Source organism: Streptomyces sp. NPDC057438, assembly GCF_042802995.1.
Classification (GTDB): Bacteria; Actinomycetota; Actinomycetes; order Streptomycetales; family Streptomycetaceae; genus Streptomyces.
This window is the reverse complement of sequence record NZ_JBHVDD010000058.1, coordinates 1-25501: the sequence shown is the minus strand read 5'-3', so window position 1 is coordinate 25501 and position 25501 is coordinate 1. Positions and strand designations below refer to the sequence as shown.

The 25501-nt window shown below is 70.4% G+C and carries 19 protein-coding genes and 5 pseudogenes; 19 read left to right on the top strand and 5 right to left on the bottom strand.

All coding sequences use genetic code 11. The annotated features are described in order from the left end of the window. The first annotated feature begins 107 nt into the window (after window positions 1-107). The 11 genes and pseudogenes from ACFU5F_RS27210 (at window position 108) to ACFU5F_RS27160 (ending at window position 14143) form a co-directional block, all read left to right on the top strand. Window positions 108-1379: an ABC transporter substrate-binding protein gene (locus tag ACFU5F_RS27210; protein WP_383892387.1), complete on the top strand. Its 1272-nt coding sequence runs from the start codon at window positions 108-110 to the stop codon at window positions 1377-1379. A gap of 13 nt (window positions 1380-1392) precedes the next feature. Then, a complete protein-coding gene (locus ACFU5F_RS27205; RefSeq protein ID WP_383892384.1) occupies window positions 1393-2364 on the top strand; it encodes a carbohydrate ABC transporter permease in 972 nt (323 codons plus the stop codon). Next, window positions 2364-3191, top strand: a complete 828-nt coding sequence (locus ACFU5F_RS27200; protein ID WP_383892381.1) for a carbohydrate ABC transporter permease — start codon at window positions 2364-2366, stop codon at window positions 3189-3191. Before ACFU5F_RS27205 ends, ACFU5F_RS27200 begins: the two co-directional genes overlap by 1 nt. Window positions 3192-3194: 3 nt before the next feature. Beyond that, window positions 3195-4397, top strand: a complete 1203-nt coding sequence (locus tag ACFU5F_RS27195; protein ID WP_383892377.1) for a mandelate racemase/muconate lactonizing enzyme family protein — start codon at window positions 3195-3197, stop codon at window positions 4395-4397. Next, complete coding sequence (locus ACFU5F_RS27190; protein ID WP_383892374.1) at window positions 4394-4705, top strand: SDR family oxidoreductase; 312 nt, start codon at window positions 4394-4396, stop codon at window positions 4703-4705. The genes ACFU5F_RS27195 and ACFU5F_RS27190 overlap by 4 nt, the downstream gene beginning before the upstream one ends. Before the next feature lie 116 nt (window positions 4706-4821). Continuing rightward, window positions 4822-5742, top strand: coding sequence for an RNA polymerase sigma factor (locus tag ACFU5F_RS27185; RefSeq protein ID WP_383892371.1), 921 nt, complete (start codon window positions 4822-4824; stop codon window positions 5740-5742). A 1089-nt stretch (window positions 5743-6831) separates the two neighbouring features. After that, window positions 6832-6936: pseudogene (locus tag ACFU5F_RS27180) on the top strand (sugar phosphate isomerase/epimerase); the annotation flags it as partial. A gap of 162 nt (window positions 6937-7098) precedes the next feature. Next, window positions 7099-9951 (top strand): glycoside hydrolase N-terminal domain-containing protein, encoded by a 2853-nt coding sequence (locus ACFU5F_RS27175; RefSeq protein WP_383892368.1) that lies wholly within the window; start codon window positions 7099-7101, stop codon window positions 9949-9951. A gap of 693 nt (window positions 9952-10644) precedes the next feature. Continuing rightward, window positions 10645-10878, top strand: a complete 234-nt coding sequence (locus ACFU5F_RS27170; RefSeq protein WP_383892365.1) for an acyl carrier protein — start codon at window positions 10645-10647, stop codon at window positions 10876-10878. 623 nt (window positions 10879-11501) lie between these two features. Next, complete coding sequence (locus ACFU5F_RS27165) at window positions 11502-12425, top strand: NAD-dependent epimerase/dehydratase family protein (RefSeq protein WP_383892362.1); 924 nt, start codon at window positions 11502-11504, stop codon at window positions 12423-12425. Window positions 12426-12502: 77 nt separating this feature from the next. Beyond that, a complete protein-coding gene (locus tag ACFU5F_RS27160; protein ID WP_383892359.1) occupies window positions 12503-14143 on the top strand; it encodes an AMP-binding protein in 1641 nt (546 codons plus the stop codon). Window positions 14144-14464: 321 nt separating this feature from the next. Here ACFU5F_RS27160 and ACFU5F_RS27155 read toward each other — a convergent pair whose 3' ends face one another. After that, the gene (locus tag ACFU5F_RS27155; protein ID WP_383892356.1) at window positions 14465-15277 is read right to left on the bottom strand and encodes a methyltransferase domain-containing protein; all 813 of its coding nucleotides are present in this window, start codon (window positions 15275-15277) and stop codon (window positions 14465-14467) included. A 305-nt stretch (window positions 15278-15582) separates the two neighbouring features. After that, complete coding sequence (locus ACFU5F_RS27150; RefSeq protein WP_383892353.1) at window positions 15583-16905, bottom strand: hypothetical protein; 1323 nt, start codon at window positions 16903-16905, stop codon at window positions 15583-15585. Between the two features lie 115 nt (window positions 16906-17020). Here ACFU5F_RS27150 and ACFU5F_RS27145 point away from each other — a divergent pair, with 115 nt between their 5' ends. Next, on the top strand, window positions 17021-18283 hold the full coding sequence (locus ACFU5F_RS27145) for a molybdopterin-dependent oxidoreductase (RefSeq protein ID WP_383892350.1): 1263 nt from the start codon (window positions 17021-17023) through the stop codon (window positions 18281-18283). After that, window positions 18283-18744, top strand: coding sequence for a hypothetical protein (locus tag ACFU5F_RS27140; protein WP_383892347.1), 462 nt, complete (start codon window positions 18283-18285; stop codon window positions 18742-18744). Before ACFU5F_RS27145 ends, ACFU5F_RS27140 begins: the two co-directional genes overlap by 1 nt. 321 nt (window positions 18745-19065) lie before the next feature. On the opposite strand, the gene ACFU5F_RS27135 is transcribed toward ACFU5F_RS27140, so the two are convergent. Next, complete coding sequence (locus tag ACFU5F_RS27135; protein ID WP_383892344.1) at window positions 19066-19686, bottom strand: DUF2064 domain-containing protein; 621 nt, start codon at window positions 19684-19686, stop codon at window positions 19066-19068. Continuing rightward, window positions 19683-20423: a glycosyltransferase family 2 protein gene (locus tag ACFU5F_RS27130; RefSeq protein ID WP_383892341.1), complete on the bottom strand. Its 741-nt coding sequence runs from the start codon at window positions 20421-20423 to the stop codon at window positions 19683-19685. Before ACFU5F_RS27130 ends, ACFU5F_RS27135 begins: the two co-directional genes overlap by 4 nt. Window positions 20424-20654: 231 nt before the next feature. Here ACFU5F_RS27130 and ACFU5F_RS27125 point away from each other — a divergent pair. Continuing rightward, window positions 20655-20801: pseudogene (locus tag ACFU5F_RS27125) on the top strand (helix-turn-helix domain-containing protein); the annotation flags it as partial. A 2-nt stretch (window positions 20802-20803) separates the two neighbouring features. Then, window positions 20804-21434 (top strand): annotated as a pseudogene (locus ACFU5F_RS27120) (sensor histidine kinase). Between the two features lie 30 nt (window positions 21435-21464). Here ACFU5F_RS27120 and ACFU5F_RS27115 read toward each other — a convergent pair. Further along, complete coding sequence (locus ACFU5F_RS27115) at window positions 21465-22466, bottom strand: NAD-dependent epimerase/dehydratase family protein (RefSeq protein WP_383892337.1); 1002 nt, start codon at window positions 22464-22466, stop codon at window positions 21465-21467. A gap of 234 nt (window positions 22467-22700) precedes the next feature. On the opposite strand from ACFU5F_RS27115, the gene ACFU5F_RS27110 reads away from it, so the two are divergent. The 4 genes and pseudogenes from ACFU5F_RS27110 (at window position 22701) to ACFU5F_RS27095 (ending at window position 25385) form a co-directional block, all read left to right on the top strand. Further along, window positions 22701-23261, top strand: a complete 561-nt coding sequence (locus ACFU5F_RS27110; RefSeq protein WP_383892334.1) for a DM13 domain-containing protein — start codon at window positions 22701-22703, stop codon at window positions 23259-23261. A 50-nt stretch (window positions 23262-23311) separates the two neighbouring features. Next, window positions 23312-23943, top strand: a pseudogene (locus tag ACFU5F_RS27105) (flavodoxin family protein). A gap of 185 nt (window positions 23944-24128) precedes the next feature. Beyond that, window positions 24129-24530 (top strand): annotated as a pseudogene (locus tag ACFU5F_RS27100) (prolipoprotein diacylglyceryl transferase family protein); the annotation flags it as partial. A gap of 84 nt (window positions 24531-24614) precedes the next feature. Then, window positions 24615-25385, top strand: a complete 771-nt coding sequence (locus ACFU5F_RS27095) for a transposase (protein ID WP_383892330.1) — start codon at window positions 24615-24617, stop codon at window positions 25383-25385. Window positions 25386-25501: the final 116 nt, after the last annotated feature.

Below are 25501 nucleotides of genomic sequence, written 5' to 3'. Positions count from 1 at the left end.
ATCCGGTTGACGTCATACGTCATACGAGTTACATACGTCATACGAGTTGCGTTCCTCCTCAACCTCAACTGCCGGACGGCCGGCCACCTCAGGAGAGTGGGGCAGCAATGAAGCACCGAACACCGTGGTCGGCGATCGTGGTCGCCGGGCTCGTCGTCCTAGCCGGGTGCGGAAGCGCCTCCGATCCGGATGCGACGTCAGGTGGTTCGAAGGGCAGGCTCGTCGTCTGGGACTGGAAGTCCGGCGACGCCACAGCGTCCTCCTACGTCAAGAAGGCCAAGGCCGACTTCGCCGAGCGGCATCCCGGTGTGACGGTCGAGTTCGTCGCGCAGCCGTTCGAGCAGTACTACACCCTGCTCGGGGCCGCCATCCAAGCCGGCAAGGGGCCGGACGTCATGCTCTTCAACGGCGGCGGGCAGATCCGTGACCGCGCGGACTCCCTTCTGCCGCTGGACGAGTACGTCCGTGACGACAAGAAGCGGCTGGCCGGGTGGGAGGCCTTCACCGAGGACGGCAAGACCTACGCCGCTCCGGTGACCTTGCAAGGTCACCCGATCTACTACAACAAGTCGCTCTACCGGAAGGCGGGCCTGGACCCGGAGCATCCGGCCACCAGCTGGAACGAGTTCGTCGCCAACTGCCGGACCGTCACCAGGGCGACCGGTGCCAGGTGCTTCGCGCAGGGCAACAAGGAAGGCATCGGTATCCAGTTCTTCCTGTCCGGGCTCGGCTCGGGCGTCCTGTCGCCCAAGGAGTACGACGACTGGATCGCCGGCGAGCGAGACTGGTCCGCGCCGGCGGTCAAGCGGGTCTTCTCGCTCTGGAAAGAGGCCGACGACAAAGGCCTCAACAACGACGGGGCGAACTCGACGGCGATGTTCAACGACGCGTTCGCGGTGTTCCAGTCCGACAAAGCCGCCCACGTCATCGGGTTGATGTCGGACATCGGGCACTGGAAGGACTTCGCCGAATTCCTCGACGCCACCGATATCGGCGTCATGAAGCCGCCGGTCGTCACAGCCGGCGCCAGGCCGAGCCTTCCCTACGACGGCGGCATCGGCTACGCCGTCGCGAAGTGGACCAAGGATCCCAAGGCCGCCGCCGACCTGGTGCGCTCACTGACCTCGACCGACGCACTGAAGTCGTTCCACGCCGACGCGGGCGCGATCGCGGCCGACCGCACCGTGGACGTCTCGAGCGGTGGCCCAGCCGTCGCCACCATCGTCTCCGAGATCGACCGTGGCAAGCCCGCGCTGCACGTGGCCCTGCCGTCCAAGACAGTCGACCTGATGGGGCGCCTGTCCCAGCAGCTGCTCAGCGGATCGGTCACGGTCGACGCGGCGGTGAAACAGCTGGCAGCATCCGACCAGGCGGGCTGAGGCCATGTCACCCATGGGTTCGCCGGTCCGTGCCGCTCAAGCAGGGCGGACCGACGGGGCGCGAGCAGGCGAGACGGCAGCCGGCCGCGGCCCTGCGTCGACAACTCCGCGAGTCAAGAACGGCCGGCGCGCCGAACGCCTCGCCCCCTACGTCCTGATCGCTCCCGCCGTCCTGATCATCGTGGCGCTCCGGCTCTGGCCACTGGGACTGGGTGTCAGCTTCTCCTTCACCGGCGACGGCGAACGCAACGGCGCCCCGGTGGGGTTCGACAACTACGCGGAGCTCATCGACGACCCGCTGTTCCGCACCGCGCTGCGCAACGTCGGATGGCTGGTGCTGCTGCTGCCGGTCGCGGTCGCGATCCCGGGACTGCTCGCCACCTTCATCTACCTGCGAGTGCCGGGACATCCGTTCTTCCGGAGCGTCTACTTCTTCCCGGCTGTGCTCTCACCGGTGATCGTCGGTGCCATCTTCAACCTGCTCCTGGCGTTCGACGGTCCGCTGAACGCCCTGCTCGGCAGCTCGGGAATCGGCCCGGTCGACTGGCTCGGCGATCCCGACGTGGCCATCTTCTCCGTCGTCGGCGTACACATCTGGGCGACGGCAGGGATGGCGCTGGTGGTGTTCCTGGCCGGGTTCGCGACCCTGGACCCCGCACTTCTGGACGCCGCCCGGGTCGACGGCGCCTCGCTCGCGCGGATGATCTGGCACGTCATCATCCCGGGTCTGACCCGCACCATCCAGTTCGTCGTCGTCACCACGATGATCGGGATGCTGACCTCGATGTTCGGGCTGCTCTACGTCATGACCAGTGGTGGCCCGGAAGGCTCGACCTACCTGCCGGAGTACTACATCTGGATTCAACAGGGGCAGATGAGCCGCCCGGCGCTCGCGTCGGCCGCGTCCACAGTTCTCTTCCTCGTCATGCTGGTCGTGGGCCTGCTGCAGGTCGGCCTGCTGCGCCGGGCGGGGAGGGAGGACTGATGTCCCGCCCGGGGCCGAGCAGATGGCTGGTCGCCGTGCCGATGGCGCTCCTCGCCCTGGCGACGGTCTACCCGCTGTTGTTCACCGCCAACGTCGCGATGAAGACCCGCCGGGAGTACATCCTCGACCGGTTCTCCCTGGCGAGCACCTTGCGGTGGGACAACCTCAGCACCGCGTGGAACAGCGTCGGCATGGGGCGCTACTTCCTCAACTCCGTGATCGTGGTGGCCTGCGCCGTGGGGCTGCTCCTGCTCATCGGGTCCATGGCCGGGTTCGCGCTGGCCCAGGTGCGGTTCCGTGGGTCCTCCGCGCTGGCTGTGGTCTGCCTCGCGGCACTGTTCGTCCCGTTTCAGGTGATCATGGTGCCGCTGGCCAGGATCATGGCCGACGGCGGTCTCATCGACACCTATCCGGGGCTGATCCTCGCGTACGTCGCGCAGTTCCTGCCGTTCACCGTCTTCCTGATGACCAGCTACTACCGCGCGGTGCCCACCGAACTCGTCGACGCCGCACGGATCGACGGAAACACCCTGTACGGCGTCTACCGGCGCATCATGCTGCCGATGGGTGCTCCGGCACTGCTGTCGGTGGGCATCCTCGACGCGCTGTTCTGCTGGAACGACGTGCTCATCGCGCTGCTGATGATGCCGTCGGCCGACCATCGCACCCTGATGGTGGGCATCACTTCCCTGCGCGGCCAGTACTCCGCCGACATCCCCACCTTCGCCGCGGGTGTCCTGATCGCCGGGCTGCCCGTGTTGGTGACCTACCTGTTCCTGCAGCGCCAGATCGCTGACAGCGTGACGGCCGGCGCGACGAAGGGCTGACGCATGCGCATCACCGGGTACAGAACCCTGACGACGACGCAGCAATGGGGCCGATCCGTCGGTGACGCCAACGGCGTCCACGGCGACGGCGTCGTGCCCGTGCCGGTCGTCATCGTCGAGACCGATGAGGGGATCACCGGAGTCGGTCTGGGACCGCACGTGGAAGCCGAGGTGATCTTCGCCGCCATCGACGGCCAGGACCCGCGCGCCGTGACCGCCCTCTACGACCGCATGCTGCGGCACACCTTCAAAGCCGGGCATGCCGGCGTGGTGTTCGGCACGATCGGCGCGTTCGACACGGCGTTGTGGGACATCAAGGCACAGGCCGTGGGAGAGCCGCTGTGGCGGTTGCTCGGCGGCAACGACCGCATGGTCCACGCCTACGCCTCCGGACTGGACATCGGCCTCACCGACGACGAACTCGTCGCCACCTACCAGGCCTACGCCGAACGCGGGCTGAGGGCGGCGAAGCTCAAGGGCGGCCTGGACATCGAGCGTGACCGGCACCGGCTGCTCCTCGTACGCGAGGTACTGACCGAGGCCGCGCACGGGACCCGGCCAGGGCTCATGCTGGATGCCAACGAGTCCTGGAGCCGCAAGCAGGCGGTACGCCACGTCGGTGAACTGGAACGCACACTCGACCTGACCTGGATCGAGGAGCCGGTCCGGCGCTGGGACGCCGACGGCCTGGCCGCTGTCAGCCGTGGCGTACGGACGGCGGTCGCCAGTGGCGAGAACCTCACCGGCCTTGAGCAGTTCCGCCCGCTGATCGCGGCGGGAGGCGTCGACATCGTCCAGACGGCCGCGGTCTGGGGGGTCACCCACTTCCTGCGCGTCGCCGCGCTGGCGCACGCCCACGACCTGCCGGTCAGCCCGATCGGCAACACGCCTGTCGCGCTGTTGCACGCCGCGACGTCGGTGCCCAACCACCTCGTCAGCGAACTACAGAACCTGCGGCCGCCGATCGGCGTCGCGATGGACCTGCACGTCGAGGACGGAGCCTTCGTCCTCGGCGACACACCGGGCCTGGGCATCCGCGTCGACGAGACGGTGATGACCGCGGCCCGTCAGCGAACGGCACACGCACCCGACGGACCGCACATACGGCCGGAGCACGCCGGCCGACGGCTGCTCGCGGTCACCCCTGGACCATGCCGATCCACCGCGGAAGGGACGTTCGACACCATGGGAATGGAGGATCGATGAACGCGGTTGTCCACCGCGGGGCCCGCGCCCACGAGACCGAGATCCGGGTCGACGAGGCGCCGGCCCCTGCGAAGAAGCGGGGCGGACGCGGCGTCAGCACCGTCGCGCCGGGCCGCGTCGCCACCGGCAAGACCGAGGCCTTACGCACGGACCCCCGGCGCGACCGGGCGATCCCCGGCCGGATCCCGGCCGGTCGGCGGAGCCGCGCCGACGATCTCGCCGGAGCCACGGTGCCCCTCGCCTCCACGGCGCCGGACGGTGTCAACGGCATCGTTCCTCCCGTCGACGGTGGACGGCCGGGGCGATGACGGCCCGCCCAGCATTACCCGCCGGCCGCGCCCGAGTCGATCGTGCGAGCGAACCCGAGGGTGGCGACGTGCGCGGCGCCTGCGGCGGCCCTGCCCGAGGTGGCGTGTACGGGCTCATGGTGCGAGCCGGTCGAGCCGACGAGACGAGCATGGTCGTCGCCGCACAGGCCGGCGATCCACGAGCGCTCGACGACCTGGCCGCGATGTACCTGCCTCTGGTGTACGCGATCGTGCGCAGGGCTCTGGGTGAGCCCGCGGACGTCGACGACGTGGTGCAGGAGACGATGCTGCGGGCACTCCCCGAGCTGCGCACGTTGCGCACCCCGGAGTGCTTCCGGCCCTGGCTGGCCACGATCGCGACACGACAGATCAGCACCCATCTGCACCGGCGGCACGCGGACGCCGAACGGACGGCCCCCCTCGACGAGTTGACCGACCCGCCGGACGCCGACACCGAGAACCTCGCCCTGATCCACGTCGAGCTGTCCGCTCATCGCCGAAAGACCGTACGCGCCAGTCGATGGCTCGACCCGGACGCCCGGGCGTTGCTGTCGCTGTGGTTGCTGGAGACCGCGGGCCGGCTCACGAGGCCGGAGCTCGCGGCGGCGCTGGGAACGAGCGTGGCCCACGCGGGTGTGCGCGTCCAGCGGATGCGCAACCAGCTGGAGCTGAGCCGGTCACTCGTGGCGGCGCTGGAAGCAGGCCCCCGGTGCCCACGGTTGACCGCCGTGCTGGGGGGCTGGGGCGGCGTACCGAGCGCGCTGTGGCGCAAGCGCATCACCCGGCACACCCGATCCTGCGCGGACTGTGTCCGGGCCGCCGACGAACTGGTGCCCCTCGACCGGCTGGTCGTCGCCCTGGCGCTGCTCCCCGTCCCGCCGGCGCGGTCCGCCACGGTGCTCGACAGACCCGCGCTCGCCGGGGCTACCGCGAATGCGGTCGTGACAGGAGCAGAGTCGGGAGGAGCCGAGTCGGCCGAGGCCGGCTCCGGGTCGGATGCCGGCGTCAGGGCTGGGTTGCTCGGCCAACTCGTCTGAGAGCCGTTCGAGTCGGCAACCCGAGTCCACGTGTTCGGCTTCGGCGCCGTGTTTTTCGGCACTACGGGGACTGTGACTGTTCAAGTCGGCCGTCGATAACGAAAACTGCCGTGATTCACATGCGTCCGTCTCTCCGAAATCGCCCTCGAAATGGTTATGAGGAGTGGTCGTCAACGGTCCCGATTCTCCGGTTGGTTGCACAACGGCTCAGGCCCACATATGCCGACGTTTCCCTCTTGAATGGACCATGATGATCTGTCAGTCTTCTAGTCGTCGACGTGGAACGTACTCCCTCTCATGGCCTGTGAAAGCGGAAGTCGAAAGCAATCTGGAATGCTGGCACTGAAACGGTGAGATGGCTCCGACTTCGAAAGGTGCCGGTGATGAAAGAATTCGTGCACTCGGCTGATCCACGGCGGCGGCCCCCGGGCCCGAGCGACCCTGTTTCCCGCTGTCAGCCGGGGCTGGCCGCGGCTTGCACGCTGCCGCGTGAAAGTGCGTGACGTTCTCGGGCCCGGTGTAAACCCGGGACTCGGCCACGAAAAAGCCATCCGGGCCGGGTGACGACCAGGCCGTGCCGTTGAACCCGTGCCAGTTGCAGTTCCTGTACCAGGACATGGCCCTCACGCCGACGGCGACTGCGTCACCCTGCCGTGGCGGACGGGGCTACTCACCCGGACCGACTCCACCTGCTGACCGGATATTTGGGCGAAGCCGGGGAGCAGGGCTTTCCAGGCGCCACGGCAGCGGTATGACGCTGACATGCCCGCTGCGCGAGCGATCTGGGAGGGGCCGGCGCGGAGAGGGCAAGCTCCGCGCCGGCTCGGCCGGCTGCCGGCAGGCGGCCGACGTCAAGATCCTGCACGCGGACATCGCCGCGGGTGAGACAGCGTACGGCGCTGTGCGAGCCGGTGGGCTTCGGATTGCGTTCGACATCGGACACCGCCGATGCCTGGAGCCGTTGCCGGCACTCGACCGCGTCGCGGACGTGGCGGGGCACCTGGTCCAGGTGCGGATCGACGACAGGCGTCGAGGAACGCACGAGCACCTGGAGGTGGGCGACGGCGGGATCGGCTTCCCCCGGCGACCTACCCCTGGGAGGACTGTTTCCGCGCGCTGAACGCGATCGGCTACGACGGGCCGATCGCGGTCGAGTGGGAGGACGCCGGCATGGACCGACTGAGCGGAGTGCCGAGGCGCCGGCGCTCGTTCGGAAGCCGGTGCAGGGCCGGTCATCCCGACGGTGGCCGGCCTGCGGCTCGTCGGAGAAGACAGCGGACGGCCGTCGTCTTCGTCACCGGCGGTCCGCCATCACCAGAGTCAGTGACCTGCTCCAGCCCGTGAAGGGAGAACGACATGTCCGAAGTGACACGCAGACGGTTTCTCGCCGCCGGGGCGGCGGCTGGAGCAGGGATCGTGCCGGGTGGCTGGGGCGCCGCCGCCAGGAGCGGCTCGGCCGCGCCGCCGGAGGTTCTGGCCGCCGACGATCTCGCCCTGTGGTACGACAAGCCGGCCGGCGCGGACTGGCTGCGGGCACTGCCGATCGGCAACGGACGCCTCGGCGCGATGGTGTTCGGCAACGTCGACACCGAACGGCTGCAGCTCAACGAGGACACCGTCTGGGCCGGCGGTCCGTACGACTCCGCCAACACGCGCGGCGCCGCCAACATCGCGGAGATCCGGCGACGGGTCTTCGCGGATCAGTGGGGGCCGGCGCAGGATCTGATCAATCAGACGATGCTGGGCAGCCCGTCCGGACAGCTTGCCTACCAGCCGGTCGGAAGCCTTCTGCTCTCCTTCGGCAGCGCCACCGGCGCGTCGCAGTACCACCGGACGCTCGACCTCACCACCGCCACGGCCCTCACGACCTACGTGCAGAACGGCGTGCGGTACCGACGTGAGGTGTTCGCCGGCGCACGGGACCAGGTGATCGTGGTCCGGCTGACGGCCGACCGGGCCGGCTCCATCACCTTCAGTGCCACGTTCGACAGTCCCCAACGGACCACGGTGTCCAGCCCGGACGGGGCCACGATCGCCCTGGACGGCACCTCCGGCACCATGGAGGGCATCGCCGGACGGGTCCGGTTCCTCGCCCTGGCGCACGCCGCCGTGACGGGCGGCACGGTCAGCAGCTCGGGCGGCACGCTACGGGTCTCCGGCGCCACCAGCGTGACGGTGCTGGTGTCGATCGGCTCCAGCTACGTCGACTTCCGCGACGTCGACGGCGACTACCGGGGGATCGCGCGGAGCCACCTCGACGCTGCTCGCGACGTCGGCATCGACGAACTGCGCTGTCGGCACCGTGCCGACCATCAGGAGCTGTTCGACCGGGTGTCGGTCGATCTGGGACGTACGACGGCGGCCGACCAGCCGACCGACGTACGGATCGCGCAGCACGCGCAAGTGAACGACCCACAGTTTTCTGCTTTGTTGTTCCAGTTCGGCCGGTATCTGCTCATCTCGTCCTCGCGGCCGGGCACTCAGCCGGCGAACCTGCAGGGCATCTGGAACGACCAGATGGCCCCGTCCTGGGACTCGAAGTTCACCCTCAACGCCAACCTGCCGATGAACTACTGGCCCGCCGACACGACGAACCTGTCCGAATGCTTCCTCCCGGTCTTCGACATGATCGACGACCTGACGGTGACCGGCGCCCGGGTGGCCAAGGCGCAGTACGGGGCCGGTGGTTGGGTGGCACATCACAACACCGACGCGTGGCGGGGCGCCTCGGTCGTCGACGGAGCGCAGTGGGGGATGTGGCAGACCGGCGGCGCATGGCTGGCCACCCTGATCTGGGACCACTACCTGTTCACCGGTGACACCGACTTCCTCCGCTCGAACTATCCGGCCCTGAAGGGCGCCGCCCAGTTCTTCCTCGACACCCTGGTCGCCCACCCGACGCTCGGACACCTGGTCACCAACCCGTCGAACTCTCCGGAGCTTCCTCACCATACGAACGCCACCGTCTGCGCGGGGCCCACCATGGACAACCAGATCCTGCGCGACCTTTTCAACAGCGTCGCCCGCGCCGCCGAAACCCTCGGCGTGGACGCGACCTTCCGCGCTCAGGCACTGGCGGCCCGGGACCGGCTGCCCCCGACACGGGTCGGCTCCAGGGGCAATGTCCAGGAGTGGCTGGCCGACTGGGTGGAGACCGAGCGGAATCATCGGCACGTCTCCCACCTGTACGGTCTGCATCCGAGCAACCAGATCACCAAGCGCGGGACACCTCAGTTGCACGAGGCCGCACGGCGGACGCTGGAACTGCGCGGTGACGACGGGACGGGATGGTCGCTCGCGTGGAAGATCAACTTCTGGGCGCGGATGGAGGACGGAGCCCGGGCCCACAAGCTGATCCGGGACCTGGTGCGCACGGACCGGCTCGCGCCCAACATGTTCGACCTGCACCCACCGTTCCAGATCGACGGCAACTTCGGCGCCACCTCGGGCATCGCGGAGATGCTGTTGCACAGCCACAACGGCGAGCTGCACGTGCTGCCGGCGCTGCCTGCCGCCTGGCCCACCGGGCGTGTGAGCGGACTGCGCGGCCGCGGCGGATACACCGTCGGCGCCGAGTGGAGCAGCGGCCGGATCGAGTTCGTCGTCACCCCCGACCGAACCGGTGCCGTCCGGGTGCGCAGCCGGATCTTCGCCGGCGATTTCACGCTGCGGGACGATGCGAGCGGCGAGCCGGTCCAGTCGAAGCGGATCGAGGCCGATCTCATCGAGTTCACCGGCCGGGCCGGCAACACCTACCGCGCGTCCGCACTCAGGTCGGGGCCGGTGGAGGCCGGCGTGGCGTATCGGCTGGTGGCCCAGCACAGCGGCAAGGCTGCCGACATCAGTGGCGCGTCCACGGCCGCGGGTGCGCTGCTGGTCCAGTGGCAGATCACCGCCGGTCTCAACCAGCACTTCGCGTTCCTGCCCTCCGACGGCGGACACTACAAGATCCGGGTCGGGCACAGTGGTCTGGTCCTGCACGCGGCCGGCAGCGGCAGCGGCGCCGACGTCACCCAGCAGCCGGATGCCGACGCCACAGGCCAGCAGTGGCGGATGGTCGACCACGGTAGTGGCGTGATCAGTCTGGTCAACCGACTCAGCGGCCTCGCCCTGGACGTGTGGGGGGCCTCGACCGCCGACGGAGCCCGCATCTCCCAGTGGGCGGCCTCCGGGAGCACCAACCAGCGATTCCAGCTCCACCGCATCTAGAGATCATCAGCGGTTGAGGCGGGGGCGGGGTTCGGGCCCGGTCTCGGCGATGAGGGCCCTCGAAGAGGCTGGGGCGGCACTGCACCCGTTCGGAGGGCCGTGATCCATGCACTCCTTTCTATGGACTGAGGTGATTTTGGAGCTTTTGGTGCCACGGCCGCCGCAACCCGCCGCACCCACCTCGCTCTCGGCGGCCACTGCTCCACCTCGGCGAAGCAGTCGCCGTCAGTGACACCGTCAGGCAACCTCGACAGCCCCGGATGAGCCGACGGCGTTCGCCGTGGGCCTACGGGCGCGACGAAAGAGGGGTGCGGTGTTCCTGTGCGGCCGTAGGCCGGCCGGCCCGGTGTTGCGCATGATCCGGGCGACTTTCTCATGGCTGGCCAACTCGTCTGTCGCGCGTGGTTCGGCGGTGATCCCGGGGGGCGTCGCAGATGCCGAACTCGGTGCTCGGCGCTGTCGAGTCGGCATGTCGGCAGTCGCCGATTCCCTTTCGGTGGTCATGCGCTGGGCGGCATAAAAATCCACCCTGACTACGCCTTGCCAACGTGTGATCACAAGGGGAATGCTGATGCGCGGCAGATTCTTGAAAGTTGTACGACCATCGCTCTACGGGTGTGGAAGTGACGGCGGGATGCGAGAACGGGGCACACGATTTCGGTCAAGGCGACGGTCGTTGGCCGGTGTCCACACATGACCACGGTCATCCACGAGATGAACTTCCCGCTGAGCCGCGACGGCATCACGGGCGTGACCACGGTGGCCGTCGGAGCGTCAGGTCTCGACTCGCCGAGCCGATCGAGCGCGCCCCTGCGACTGGAGTCGCGCTCGGGTGTGGATACCGCGGTCCCCGACATCGACCCCTTGGCCTCGCCGCGCCTCGGCGGATTCGGAGGCGAGGTCCTTCGGCGCGGAGCGAAGGCATGAGCACGCAAGCCCCGGTGAACCAAGCACGGCAGCGGTACGGGACCCCGCGACTTTCACCGTCACCGGGGCCGCCGTTCGGGAGTTGCTGTCCAGCCGCGCGAGATCTTTCCCGGGGTGCCCGACAGTCTCCCGGCCTCCCGGCCCGACGCGACCGAGTGCTGGGCGCGGCGCCACGCGCTCGCCCCGTGCGGGCCGGAAGTCCTCGACACGGCCGGCCTCCGCCCGGTCACCGGGGCAGTGGTCCTGGTCGGTCGCACGGGCGTCACCCGCGGATCACGCGGCGGGCCCGGACGACGGCACGCGGCAGCGAACGGGTGGCAGGCGGACCGCCCGGCTGCTGTCTGTGCGGGAAGCGGCGAATGCCTCCACCAAGGGCCTCTTCCCGGACGCCTCGCACTGCCCCCGGAACCGCCCGCACGCTCCGGCGGAACATCGCCCTCGCCAGAGTACGGACGCGCGGTTCGCCGGAGGGCTACGGCTGCCCGTGCACAACATCCACGCGGGCCGGTCCGAGGGACTCGGCGTGCCCTGACCGAGAACGGTCCGCACAAGCGTGACAAGGCGAGCCGTTCGCTGAGGCGGTTCGCCACCCTCTTTTTTCTACCGATACGGAGGAATGAATCATGCGTATTCTCGTCGCCGGGGCCACCGGAGTGATCGGACACCCCCTGGTGGGAGCGCTGCGGGCACGGGGCCACGAGGTGAGCGCGCTGGTACGCCACGAGTCACGGGAGCGGGCCCCGGAGGCGGACAGCGTCGTGAGCGCCGACGCCCTCGACCGCGAGGCCCTGCTGTCGGCGGTGTCGGCCGTTCGCCCCGAGGTGGTGGTCCATCAGATGACGGCGCTGCGCCTGCTGGGCGACGACCCGGTGGCGGCCTTCGCCCAGACCGCGCGGCTGCGTACCGAGGGCACCGCCAACCTGATTGCGGCGGCCCGGGCGGCCGGTGCGCGACGGCTGGTCGCGCAGTCCGTCGCCTTCGCGGCCGCCCCGGCCGAGGAACCGGTCCTCGACGAGGACGCACCGTTGTACCTGGACGCACCCGATCCCGGCTGGGCCGCCACCGTACGGGCGATCGCCGAGTTGGAGCGGCTGACTCTGAACAGCGAGCCGCTCGCCGGTACGGTCCTGCGGTACGGCACGCTGTACGGCCCCGGCACCATGTACGCCCGCGACGGCGGGGCAGCCCAGGCGGTACGGGCCGGACAGCTCCCGCTGCCCGGGAACGGCACCGGGATCACGTCGTTCCTGCATGTGGAGGACGCCGTGGGAGCCACGGTCGCCGCCGTCGAGTCGGAGGTCGCCGGGGTGTTCCATGTGACGGACGACGACCCGGCCCCGGCCGCACAGTGGCTGCCGCACTACGCCCGGGCGCTGGGCGGCCCGGCCCCTCGTACGCTCCCGGACGACCTCGCGCCGCGGCTGCTCGGCTGGTTCCTGGCCCATCAGCTCACCGCCGCGCACGGCGCGGCCAATGACCGGGCCCGTACGGCTCTGGGCTGGAAGCCGCTGCGGCCGAGCTGGCGCGAGGGACTGGGCCAGGAATGACCGGCACGGTCCGGGGCGGCACCAAGCTCCGCTCCGACGCAGTGAATTGAAGCGACCATCCAATGAGAAGTGGAAATGTGAACCCGATCACCACGTTACGCCCACCCGCCGACACCATGGAGCGGTACCGCAAGGAGGGCTTCTGGCGGGCCGACACCATCCTGGACGACCTGGCGCGGTGGCGTGCCGAGACTCCCGACGCCCCTGCCCTCCTCGTGTCGGAGGCCGACCGGGGCCTCATGCAGATGAGCTACGCGCGGTACGCCGAGTACGTGGACCGCTTCGCCGGCGCGTTGCACGCGCTGGGCGTGCGCAGCGGTCACGTCGTCGCGATGCAGGTGCCGAACGTCTGGCAGGTAGGACCGCTGCTCCTGGCCTGCGCCCGGCTCGGGGCCGTCGCCGCACCCATCATGTGCGCCTTCCGCCCCCGTGAGCTGGAGCGGATGCTCCGCCGACTGGACGCCGTCGTCTGCGTGACCATCGACCGGTGGGACGACTTCGAACACGCCGCGGCGCTGGCCGACATGGCACCCCGGCTGCCCGCACTGCGCCACCGCGTGGTGCTCGGTGAGCGAACCGCCGACGGGGACGACGGGGAAGTCGACTTCCGCGAGTTCTTCGAGCACACGGAGCACGGCACCCTCCCGGATCCGTCCGTGGTGGACCCGGACCGGATCGCCCTGGTGCTGTTCACCTCCGGTACCTCCGGGGAGCCGAAGGCCGTACTGCACACCCTCAACACCCTGTACGCCTGGTACGCCCCCGTCGCGGCCGCCGACGGCATCGGCCCGCACAGCCGCGTCTACTCACCGAACGCGGCGACGCACATCGTCGGCCTCACCATGGGGATCTTCATGCCGCTGCACCGCGGGGGGTGCGCGGTCATGACGGACCGCTGGGCGCCGGAGGCCATCGTCCCCTTCCTGGCCAAGGCCCGGGTCACCTGGATGGTCATCGTCCCGGTCCACCTCTCCGCGCTGATCGACGCGATGGAACGCACCTCGCGGCGACTGGACACCGTGCGCATCATCCGCGCGGGAGGCACCACGGTCCCGCAGCCGCTGTTCAGGCGGGTGACGGAGACCTTCGGAATCCCCTTGGACGTGGGCTGGGGCATGACGGAGGGCGCCAACACCTTCACCCGCGCCGGAGAGCACCCGGACCTGGCCGGACGCACGGTCGGGCGTTGCGCACCGGGTCATGAGATCGACCTGCGGGCCGACCACCCGATCAGCGACGACCGACCCGGGCGTCTCTTCGTGCGCAGCCCTTCGCTGTGCCTGGCCACCTGGGGCCGGGACGACGGCCGTTTGACCGTGCTGGCCGAGCACGACGACGGCTGGTACGACACCGGTGACCTCGCGGCGCCGGACGGCCACGGCGGCATCCGGCTCCACGGCCGTGCCGAAGACCGGATCGGCGTCATCATGATCCCGGTCAGCGATGTGGAGTCGGCACTGCTGGACCACCCCGACGTACGGGATGTCGCCCTGGTCGGCTACCCGGACGGCCACGGCGGCGAACTCGCCTGCGCGGTCGTCGTCCCGGGGGAGCGGACGCCCACCCTCGAAGGCCTGCGCGACTGGCTCGGCGGGCTCGGCATGAGCGAATGGTGCCTGCCCTCCCACCTGGAACTCCTGCCCCAACTCCCGCGCAACGAGACCGGCAAGGTGCGGAAGAACCTGCTCCGGGGACGGCTCCAGGTCCGCTCGGACTGACCAAGAGGTCCGGGTCGCCCGGGAGACCATCCCCGGGCGACCCGACTGTCCGGCCCTGGGCCGACCCTGCGTGGGTTCGCCTCGGTCAGAGGAGAACGCGGAGGGGCTGTGGCCCTGGCCCGCCGTGAGGCGACAGAAGCGACTCGCTCCCTGCTGCCAAGGGCCCGGATCCAGAACTCCCGCACGGACCCGGGCCCTTGATCGCGCTGGTGCCGTGAAACCGCGGCCGAGGCGGCGGACCAGCCCTTGGGCGCGAGCCCGCGCATCAGGTCACCGCACGACCGCGGTACCGCACTCTGCTGAAGCCGTACCGCTCGAGTACTAGGACGCCCGGCGGGCCGTGGTGACGAAGAAGGTCGCCGTCGCGGTGAAGGCGTTCCGGCGCGAGAGATCGCTCAGGTCGTCCTTCCACCGCGCCGCCTCGTCCTCGCTGACGACGCCTTGGGTGAGCGCCGCCGTCAGGGCCGGCTCCAGCACCACGCCGAACGCGGACGCGTGGTCGTTCAGCGCCGCCATGATGGGAACGACCTCGATGTCGGTGAAGCCCGCGTCGGCGAGGTGGGAGGCGCTGCGGGTGCCGGAGTGGGGATTCGGGACGGCTGAACAGAACGCGTGCTTGACCGCCTCGGTCGTCTCGGGGATCCGTGAACTCACCACCATCGACCCGAGATCGGGGTCCGCGAGAACGATGGTCCCGCCCGGCCTCAGCACCCTGCGGGCCTCGGACAGTGCCTCGGCGGGATCGCCGAAGTGGAGGAAGGTCCGCTCGGACCGATACCACGACAGTTCACCGTCCTCGAACGGCAACTCGAAGGCGCTGCCTTGGACGAAGCGGCAGTCCGGGAACCTGGCCAGAGCCGCGTCGACCATGGCCTGGCTGCTGTCGACCCCCACGGCGTCCTTTCCGAGCCGTGCGAGATCCGCTACGGCGCGGCCGGCGCCGCACCCGACGTCGGTTCCCTTGCCCTCGGCGGTCTTCAGGGCGCGGTAGGTGGCCTCCCGCACCGCGTGACCGCTCTCGCTCTCCTCCATCTTCCGCAGATAGGCGATGAAGTCCTCGGGGACGTCGGACGAGTCGACGTCGTGGAAGCGTGCGGCAAGGCTCTCGGCCGTGCGTGGTCCGGTGGTGTCCACGTGCTGCTGTCTCCCGTCGGGGGATGGCTGATGTGTGCGTGCGAGTGCCGTTTGTTGAAAGTCAAAGCAGAGTAACAGTAGGGGAGTTGGGGATCGTGAGTACGGCAATCACTGCCGTGGCTGCCGTCCGGGTTCGTCGTCGGCGCGGTCAGTCGGCGCGCCCGGTATGTGCCTCCAGCCCACCGTCGCCCAGCCCGGTGAACCCCGCAGACCTTGGGTCGGCTGGCCCTCGCCCGCACCGACGGCCTGAGACCGATCGAAGGATGCGTCCTGCCCGACCGACATCGAACGGTTGGCACGGCAACTCACCAGCCCGTCAGCAGCAGATGGTTGAGGAGCAGGCTCAGGGCCGCCTGAGCCGTCAGCCAGACGCGGGGGCGGTCGAGGAAGGCGCCTGCGGCGAGCAGCCACATCGCGAACGGCAGCCAGATCCGTTCCGTCTCCGCCTTGCTCATCCCGGACAGGTCGGCGATGAGCAGCATGAGCAGGGCCGCGCACAGCAACACCCCCATGCGGCGCTCGGCGGCGGGGGACGAGCGCCACCGGGCGAGGCGGGTGCCCGTGCGGCGCAGGCCCGCCACCGTGGCGGGGCCCACGACGAGGACCGTGCAGGCGAGGTTGGCCCACACCCAGTAGCCGTACGGACGGAAGCCGCCGGCGCCCTGGTGGTAACGCTCGACCAGCAGGTGGTACGCCTCCCACCAGTTGAAGCCCGCCATGGTGAACGCCAGCGGGACGACGGCGAGTCCGACGATCACGTAGGGGAGGACCGACAGCCGTCGGGAGCCGAGCAGCAGGACGGTGGAGGCCATCACGGCGAAGAGGGTGAGGCCGTAGGACAGGTAGATGGTGAGGCCGAGGAGGAGTCCGGCGGCGACGGCGGTCGCCCGTGGCCGGTGGTGCGTCACCGCGAGGGCGAGGAGCGCCACGGCCCAGGCGGCGACCGCCGCGAAGTACCCGTCCGCCGAAGTGCCTGCCCATACCGCCGCCGGGGCCAGGACGAGGAACGGCGCGGCGCGGCGTGCGAGGGCCTCGCTCGTGAGCGTTCGTACGGTGACGAGGATCGCGGCCGCGGTGGTCGCTCCGATGGCGATGACGAAGACGCCCGCCCATGCTCCGCCGGCCAGGCCGATCCGGTCGAGGAGGACGAAGGTGAGGGTGGCCCCCGGCGGGTGGCCGGCGACGTGCGGGGGCCAGTGGTCGGGGGAGCCGAGCAGGATGTGGCGGGTGAAGTCCCGCAGGGTGTGGGGGATGTCGTCGAAGCGGTCGATGACCTGGAGGTACTCGTACCTGGTCGTCAGCCGGCGGGCGATTCCGCGGTGCCAGCCGTCGACGAGGGCGAGGGAGAAGGTCCAGGCCATGGCGGTGGCCCACGCGGTCCACAGCAGGGGCCGCCAGGGCAGCCGGGCGGCCAGCGTGGGGCCGTACGCCACGACGGCGACGGCGACGGCGATCGCGGCGGGGGTGCCGGGGCCGGTGTGCGGCAGCCAGTTGGCGTACAGGGGTGGCCAGCCGACGTGCAGGACGTCCTTGGCGCGCTTGATGGCGATGCCGACCAGCGCGGCCGTCACGACGAGCAGTGTGGCGGCGGCGACGGCGTACAGGTCGCGGCGAAGATCGCGGTTCACGCTCGGAGACGTTAGGCCGGTGGAGGGCCGATGGACTCTCGACAGGCGCGGACGTCAGCCTTTCGTCATGAGTCGCGCACCCGCTCACCGGGTGTTCCGGGCCTAGCGTCGGGGTATGGCACGGACTCCTACCTCACCCGCCTTCTGGCGCAGCCCGCTGCGCGGCCCCTGGCTCACCTCCGTCCTCGGCGTGGTGCTGCTCGCCGGGATCACGGCGCTGTTCGTGACAGGGCTGCTGTCGTACGCCGCCTACAACCCGGGCCTGTCGCCGGTGAACGACAAGACCCCGGACAAGGGGATCCTCGGCTTCTACCTGTTCCCCTGGCCGACGGACCCGCACTGGCTGTACCGGTTCACGCAGGGCCTTCACGTCACGCTCGGGATCGCGCTGGTCCCCGTCCTGCTGGCCAAGCTGTGGTCGGTGGTGCCGAGGCTGTTCCAGCTGCCCCCGGCGCGGTCGCTCGTCCACGCCCTGGAGCGGATCTCGCTGCTCCTGCTGGTCGGCGGCGTGCTGTTCGAGTTCGTGACCGGCGTGCTCAACATCCAGCTCGACTACGTCTTCCCCGGCTCCTTCTACCCGCTGCACTTCTACGGGGCGTGGGTGTTCTTCGCGGCGTTCGTGGTCCATGTGGTGCTGAGGGCACCGACGGCCGTACGCAACCTCCGTGAGCTGCGGGGGAGTGAAGGGGAAGGCGCTCCGCCGCCGGTTTCGTCACAGGAGCCCTCGCTGGTGTCTCCGGACCCGGCCGAGCCCACCGTGTCGCGGCGCGGTGCCGTGTGGCTGGTCGGGGGCGGCTCGCTGCTGCTGTTCGGGACGACCGTGGGGCAGAACTTCGACGGCCCGCTGCGGCGGACGGCCCTCCTCGCCCCGCACGGCGGTGCCGAGCCGGGCAGCGGGCCGGGCGGCTTCCAGATCAACAAGACGGCCGCGTCGAGGGGGATCAGCGCGGCGGAGACGAGCGAGGAGGCATGGCGGCTGGTCGTCACCGGGCCTTCGGGGACCGTCAGGCTGAGCCGCGCCGAGCTGCTGGAACTGCCCCTGTACAGCGCGGCGCTGCCCATCGCCTGCGTGGAGGGCTGGTCCACCTCCGACCAGTGGTGGCGGGGCGTACGGCTGAGGGACCTGGCCGGCCTCGTCGGATACGAGCCCGAGGCGGCCCCCGACGTCCTGGTGGAGTCCCTCCAGCGGCGCGGTGCCTTCCGCCGGGCAGCCCTGCGCGCCAACCAGGTCCGCGACGCGCGCTCCCTGCTCGCCCTGGACGTCAACGGCGAGCAACTGTCCCCCGACCACGGCTACCCGGCGCGGGTCATCGTGCCCGCCGCGCCCGGTGTGCTCAACACCAAATGGGCGGCCCGGATGACGTTCGGAGACCTGTGATGGGGAAGTTCTGGCCGCCGCTGGGCAGCCCGTTCCAACTGCTGCTCCTGGCATGCTCGTTCGCGCTCGCCGGTTACGCGGGGGTACGGCTGCTCGCGGACGACTGGTTCCAGGTCGCGCTGTGGTTCGTGGGTGCGGCGGTGGTGCACGATCTCGTGCTGCTGCCGCTGTACGCGACGGCGGACCGTGCGCTCGTCCGGGCGGCGGGTGCGGCCGGTCAGCGGGAGCGGGCCGCGTATGTGCGCGTGCCCGCCGTCTTGTCCGGGCTGCTGCTGTTGGTGTGGTTCCCGCTGATCAGCGGGCGGGTGGCGGACCGCTACGAGTCCGCCACCGCGCTGTCGGCGAGTGGCTTCCTCGGCCGCTGGCTGCTGATCACGGCCCTGCTGTTCGGCGGTTCGGCGCTGCTGCTGGTGGTGCGGCTGCGCAGGGCGACGAAGGAGCGCCCGCCCGCCGTCCACTGATCGGTGTCGCGCCAGCCGAGCGGGCGGGCGTGTCGCAGCAGTGCCGGGGTGCCGAGCCGGGCCCAGGAGCGCGGGCCGCACGCGAGCGGCGAGTTCCGCGACCAGCCGCCCCGGCCCGCACCCCACGCCCAGGACGGCTCCCTCGCACCTTCCCGGGACCTGAAGATCCACCGCGTCGGCGCGCGCACCATCGCTCCACCTCGAGGGGCAGCAGCCGGCCGTCGCTGCGGCGCAGGAGGAGCGGCCCCTGGCCGGTGCGCAGGGCGTCGGAGTAGGGATCCAAGGACCAGGGCTGCCACATGGTGTCCTGCCCTGGCCGGGTCATCGGCCGCTGACCGCCCGCAGCCGGGCCAGCTCCGCGGCGAACCGGCTGAGCGGCGCGATCGCGGCGACCGCCTCGGCGTCGGCGGACAGGTCGACGTCTCGCAGCCGTGGTAGGTCGTGGACGCGCAGTCCGGCGGCGACGAGCCGGTCGCGTTGCACGGCGCCGGTGGCGGGCGTCGACATGGGCACCCCGAGCAGGAGAGCGGGGTCCGGCTCGGCCAGCCCCAGGGCCCAGAAGCCGCCGTCCTCGGCCGGACCGAAGTACGCATCGCAGCCGGCGAAGCGCACGTTCAGCAGATCCGGGGTGACCTGTGGGGTGTCCATGCCGATGAGCAGGGCCGGGCCGTCACAGTCGGCGAATGCCGCGGCGAGCCGTTCGTCCAGTCCGCCCGCGCACTGCGGTACGACGTCGAAGCCGGGCGGCAGCCAGGGGCCGGGCTCCCCGGCGAGGACCAGCACCCGGCGGCGTGCCGGAGTCGCGGCCACCGCGCGCAGGGTGTCCTCCAGTGCGGCCTCGGCGAGCGCCGCCGCCTCTACGGGGGTGAAGGGTGGGGTGAGCCGGGTCTTCACCCGGCCCGGCTTCGGCTCCTTGGCGATCACGAGGAGGGTCTTGGTCATGGGCGGGGTCCTTCGGCCGTGGTGCCGGCGGTTCCTTCCGTCGTGGCGGGTGCCGGCGGTTCGTTCAGGACGCGGCTCATGTCTCGTACCGCCTGCCAGGTGCCCCGCCAGGTACCCGTCACCTTCGAGGCACCGGCGCGCGGCAGATACGGCACGTCGTGCTCGGTGACGCGCCAGCCCGCGTCGGCGGCGCGCACCACCATCTGTAGGGGATAGCCGCTGCGCCGATCGGTCAGCCCGAGGGCGAGGAGCGGTTCGCGGCGGGCGGCGCGCAGCGGGCCCAGGTCGTGCAGGCGCAGTCCGGTGCGGCGGCACAACATCCGGGCGAGCGCCAGATTGCCGGCGCGGGCGTGCGTGGGCCAGGCACCCCGGCCCTGCGGGCGCCGCCTGCCGAGCACCAGGTCGGCCCGGCCGTCCGCCACTTCGCGTACGAAGGGGGCGAGGAGCGACGGGTCGAGGGAGGCGTCACAGTCGCAGAAGCACACGATGTCGGCCGTGGCGGCGGTCAGCCCGGCATGGCAGGCGGCGCCGAAGCCGCGGCGCGGCTCGTGGATCACGGTCGCCCCCAGTTCGCGGGCGAGGTCCGCCGAGCCGTCCGTGGAGCCGTTGTCCACGACGAGGGCCCGCCAGCCGGGTGGGATACGAGCCAGGACCCAGGGGAGCGCCTCGGCCTCGTTGAGGCATGGGAGAACGACGTCGACGTCCGACGATGCGGGAAAGGTCGTCACGGGTCTCACTCTACGAGGGCGAACTTCACATACCGGACTTCATGTCCTTACGAAACGAGGACGTCGGAGGTTCCTCCCGCAGTCCGGAGGGCCGAGCCGCCGGGTGTGGTGCGAGCTGACGGCATGCAAGAGGAACCGAGCGGACCGACAACGGCGCGCGCCCTGCTTGCTGACGACGACCCCACGGTCGCCGAGGTCGTCGCCGGATACCTCGACCGGGCCGGATACGCCGCGGACGGCCGCCGACTGCGCGGCAAGATCGAGGACGACCCGGCGCGGCCGCAGCTGATCCAGACGGTGTGGGGCGTCGGCTACCTACTCGACCTCACACGCACCCCACCCGACGGCGGCGAACGGCCCGTCCGGTCCGAAGGCAGGAAGGACTGACCGTGCGCGGCATCCTGCTCATCGCGCCGTACGCGTCCCTCGGCGCCGGCGAGGCCGGCCTGCTGGGCGCGATCGGGCTGTGGCCGCTGCGCCGCCGCCCGCTCACCGCGTCGCTCACCGTCGTGGCCGCCGTCGCGGTGACCTGATGCTCGCAAGCACCCTCGCCGTGGCATGGGCGATGTTCCCCTCCCCGCACGACCTGAGCGTCGTCACCACGGTCGTTGCGATGGCCGCCGTCGTCTCGCTGGCCACCGCGCTGCTGCTCGGCGACCGCGTCGAGCCGGTGCCGGCGAGGTGGACGGCAAGAAGATGAACCGCGTCCTCGGCAACCTCCTGGTCAACGCCATCCGCCGCACCCCGGCGGACGGCACGGCTGCGTTCGCGGCCGTGCGGTCTGAGGACGGCGTGGTGCGCTCCGTGAGCGACGGCTGCGGCGGCAGCCCCGAGGAGGACCTGGCACGCGTCTTCGGCACCGGCCGGCGCGGCACCCACGCCCGCGCACCACCGGCCGGCGCGGGCCTGGGCCTCGCCATCGTCCAGGGGATCGTGGAGGCGCACCAGAGTCACGCAACCGTGCGCAACATCACCGACGGCCGCCGCTTCGAGGTGGTGCTGCCCGCCGCCGCTTCCTGAACACGGGCAGCAACACCGGTCCAAGGAGCCCTACGAGCCCCGCATCCCGGCCCGTGCGAACTCCCGCATCCCCTCCGCGAAGCCGACCTCCGTCTTCCAGCCCAGCTCCGCCCGCAGCCGGGACGAGTCTGCGGTGATGTGGCGGACGTCCCCCAGCCGGTATTCCCCGGTGACCACCGGCTCGGGCCCGCCGTACGCGGCGGCCAGCGCGCGGGCCATCTCTCCGACGGTGTGCGGCTCACCGCTGCCGGTGTTGTACGCGCTCAGCGCACCCCGCGCCGAACCCGCCTCCAGCACCGCCACATTGGCCGCCGCCACATCCCGGACATGCACGAAGTCCCGCCGTTGCCTCCCGTCTTCGAACACCCAAGGCGCCTCGCCGCGCGCGAGCGCCGAACGGAAGAAGGAGGCCACCCCGGCGTAGGGAGTGTCCTGCGGCATCCGGGGCCCATACACGTTGTGGTAGCGCAGCGATACCGCCGTCCCGCCCGTCGCCCGCGCCCACGCCGCCGCCAGATGCTCCTGGGCGAGCTTCGTCGTCGCGTACACATTGCGCGGATCGGTCGGGGCGTCCTCGTCCACCAGTCCCGGTGCCAGCTCCGCGCCGCACGTCGGGCACAGAGGCTCGAAGCGTCCGGCCGCGAGACCGGCCGCGTCCCTCGGCCCCGGCCGCACCACCCCGTGCCTCCCGCACTCGTACCGCCCCTCGCCGTACACCACCATCGACCCCGCCAGCACCAGCCGCCGCACACCCGCCTCCGCCATCGCGGCGAGCAGCACGGCCGTACCCAGGTCATTGCGGGAGACGTACTCCGGCGCGTCTGCGAAACCCGTGCCGAGACCGACCATCGCCGCCTGATGACACACGGCGTCCACCCCGTCCAGCGCACGGAGGACGGCCTCGCGGTTCCGTACGTCCGCGCCCGCGTCCGAGGCCACGTCGAACACGACGGGCTCGTGCCCCCGCTCCGCCAACACGTCGACGACATGGGACCCGATGAACCCGGCACCGCCGGTGACCAGTACTCGCATACGGCTCACGCTAGGACCGCGCACCGGTCGAACCCCGGGGCCACGCCCGGCACGTCACGCTTCCGTAAGACGCCGGCCCGGAAGCCGCGCCGCTGTGCCGCTCCTTCGCCCCCGCGCGTACACCGGTGCCGAGACGTAAGGATTTCGTCATCGGCCGCTCCGGGCCGAGGCGGCCACTCACCGCGTTGAATGGGGGTGACGAGACGGACTCACGGAAAGGAAAGAGGGGACGGCATGTGGCGCGTGCAAAGGGGGGCGCTGATCACCGGGCTGCTTGTGGCGGTGGTCGTGGGACTGGCAGCCGGGCTGTACTGGTTCCAGCCGTGGAAGCTCTGGCAGGACGAGACGGTGACGGAGTCCCTGCCCGCCACCGTCGTGGAAGCCTCCCGGACCCCGGAAACGGCCCCAGGAACATCGCCCTCACCGTCGGCGCCGACCGGACCCGTGACACTGGCCACCGGTGAGCTGATCAGCCACGAGCACACGACATCGGGCACGGTGAAACTCGTACGGCTCGCCGACGGCTCCCACGTGATCCGACTTGAGCGGCTCGAGACCAGCAATGGCCCGGACCTGCGCGTATGGCTGACCGACGCCCCGGTGAAGCAGGGCCAGGCCGGCTGGCACGTCTTCGACGACGGCGAGTACCTCAGCCTCGGCAAGCTCAAGGGCAACAAGGGAAGCCAGAACTACCCCCTGCCCGAGGACGTCGACCCCTACCGGTACACCAGCGTCACCATCTGGTGCGACCGCTTCGACGTCTCCTTCGGCGCCGCCGAACTCGCCGACGCCTGACGGTCTCGCCGTCTGGGGGATGCCCGGACACAGGCGCGCCAACGGGACACATCCGGCTCCCCGCGAGACGCTGCCGCTACACCTTCGGCAAGGGAGAACCCGTCACGGCAGCGTCGCCTTCCCTCTCTTCCCCCGATGACCCATACCGCTTCGACGACCTCACCGCCCTCTTCGTCAACTGCACCCTCACACCTTCCCCGCACCTCAGCCACACCCAGGGCCTGATCGACAAGAGCCGGGCCATCATGGACGGACGAGGGGTGACCACAGAGGTGATCCGCGCCGTCGACCACGACATCGCCACCGGCGTCTGCCCGGACATGACCGAGCACGGCTCCGCCACCGACGTCTGGCCGGCGTTGTACGAGAAGGTGATGGCCGCCGACATCCTGGTGCTGGCCGGGCCCATCCGGCTGGGCGACAACAGCTCGGTGACGAAGAAGGTGATCGAGCGGCTGTACGGCTGTTCGGGACTGCTCGATTCCGAGGGGCAGTATGCCTATTACGGACGCGTGGGACGGAGAACGGCTTCACCAAGCGCAACACGGCCTTCATGACTCGGAACCTGATGCACCTCGGCGTCCTGCTCAAGCGCTCCGGCGGCATCCCTGCCCACGGCAATCAGCGCTCCGAGCGGGACGCTGGTTGCCGCCCGGACGTGCCCGACCCCGACCATCGCTGATCGGGCGGTGGGATGGTCGTGGTGTCTCGTCCGGCGATGTGGTGGCATTCGTCGGTCAAGTCGGCCGCTACGGCGCGGGTGGTGTGCATGTGCTGCTCCGTGACGAGGGGGGACTTTGCGTCGGGGTAGCCGCCTCGCTCGGTTGTGACCGCGGGTCCGGACCCAAAAGGCGATCCGCCCGGGGCGTGTTCTCCATCATCTTCACCGCCGTATGGCTGACCGGCCGTCGCAGGGAGGCGCGTGGCGGCCGACGGGAGGACATCGCGGACATCGCGGACATCGCGATCTGGGCCGTGCCCTTCGGCGTCCTCGGCGGCCGCCTGTACCACGTGATCACCGACCCGGAGCTGTACTTCGCGGCGGGCAAGCAAGCCCTCCACGCCCTGTACATCTGGGACGGCGGCCTGGGTATCCCCGGTGCGATGGGGCTGGGGGCGGTTGGTGCCTGGCTGGGGTGTCGTCGTCGTGGTACCGAGCTGGCGGACTTCGCCGATGCCACAGCTCCCGGCCTGGTGCTGGCACAGGCGATCGGTCGCTGGGGCAACTGCTTCAACCAAGAACCGTACGGCGGCCCCGACGATCTGCCCGGATGCGCAATGCCTCGATCCAGAAGCGTCCGGCGGTGTAAGGGGTGTCCCGTAGCTGCTGGTCACGGGTGAGATGATCTTGCTGTGGCTGGTGTGATCACGGCGTCGGAGCCGTCCTGGATAGCCCCGTTCACCGGGTTGAGTCGACGTCAGTTCGGCAAGCTGATCACCGCGTTGCGGCGCGAGGGTGCGGACCCGATCCGCAAGGACCGGCCCTGGGGCCTGCCACTGGAGGACCGGGTCCTGCTGGTCGCCGCGTACTGGCGCACCAACCTCACCTTGCGCCAGCTCGCGCCGCTGTTCGGGGTGTCGAAGTCGGCCGCCGACCGCGTCATCGACCACCTTGGGCCGTCTTTCGCGCTCCAGCAGCGCAAGCGGTTCCGCAAGGACACCGTGCTGATCGTGGACGGAACCCTGGTGCCCACCCGCGATCACAGCATCGCCGAGCAGTCGAAGAACTACCGGTACTCGACCAACCACCAGGTCGTCATCGATGCCGACACCCGGCTCGTCGTCGCCGTCGGCCGGCCGCTGCCCGGCAACCGCAACGACTGCAAGGCTTGGGAACTGTCCGGCGCAAAGGACGCCGTCGGCAGGACGACCGTGATCGCGGACGGCGGCTACCGGGGCACCGGCCTGGTCATTCCGCACCGTCGCGAGCGCGGCCGGGCCGAACTCCCGGCATGGAAAGAGGAGCACAACGCCTCCCACCGCAAGGTCCGCGCCCGCGTCGAGCATGTATTCGCCCGGATGAAGGGCTGGAAGATCCTTCGTGACTGCCGCCTGAAGGGCGACGGCGTCCACCACGCCATGCTCGGAATCGCCCGCCTGTACAACCTCGCCCTCGTTGGGTGACGGGTAACAGGCAGGTCATCCGGGACTGCTGCACGGATGAGTGACACCTGACCTGGCTTGCTGAGAGGCGGCCTGGAAGGATGTTGCAGTGCCCAAGCCGTATCCGAAGGAGTTCC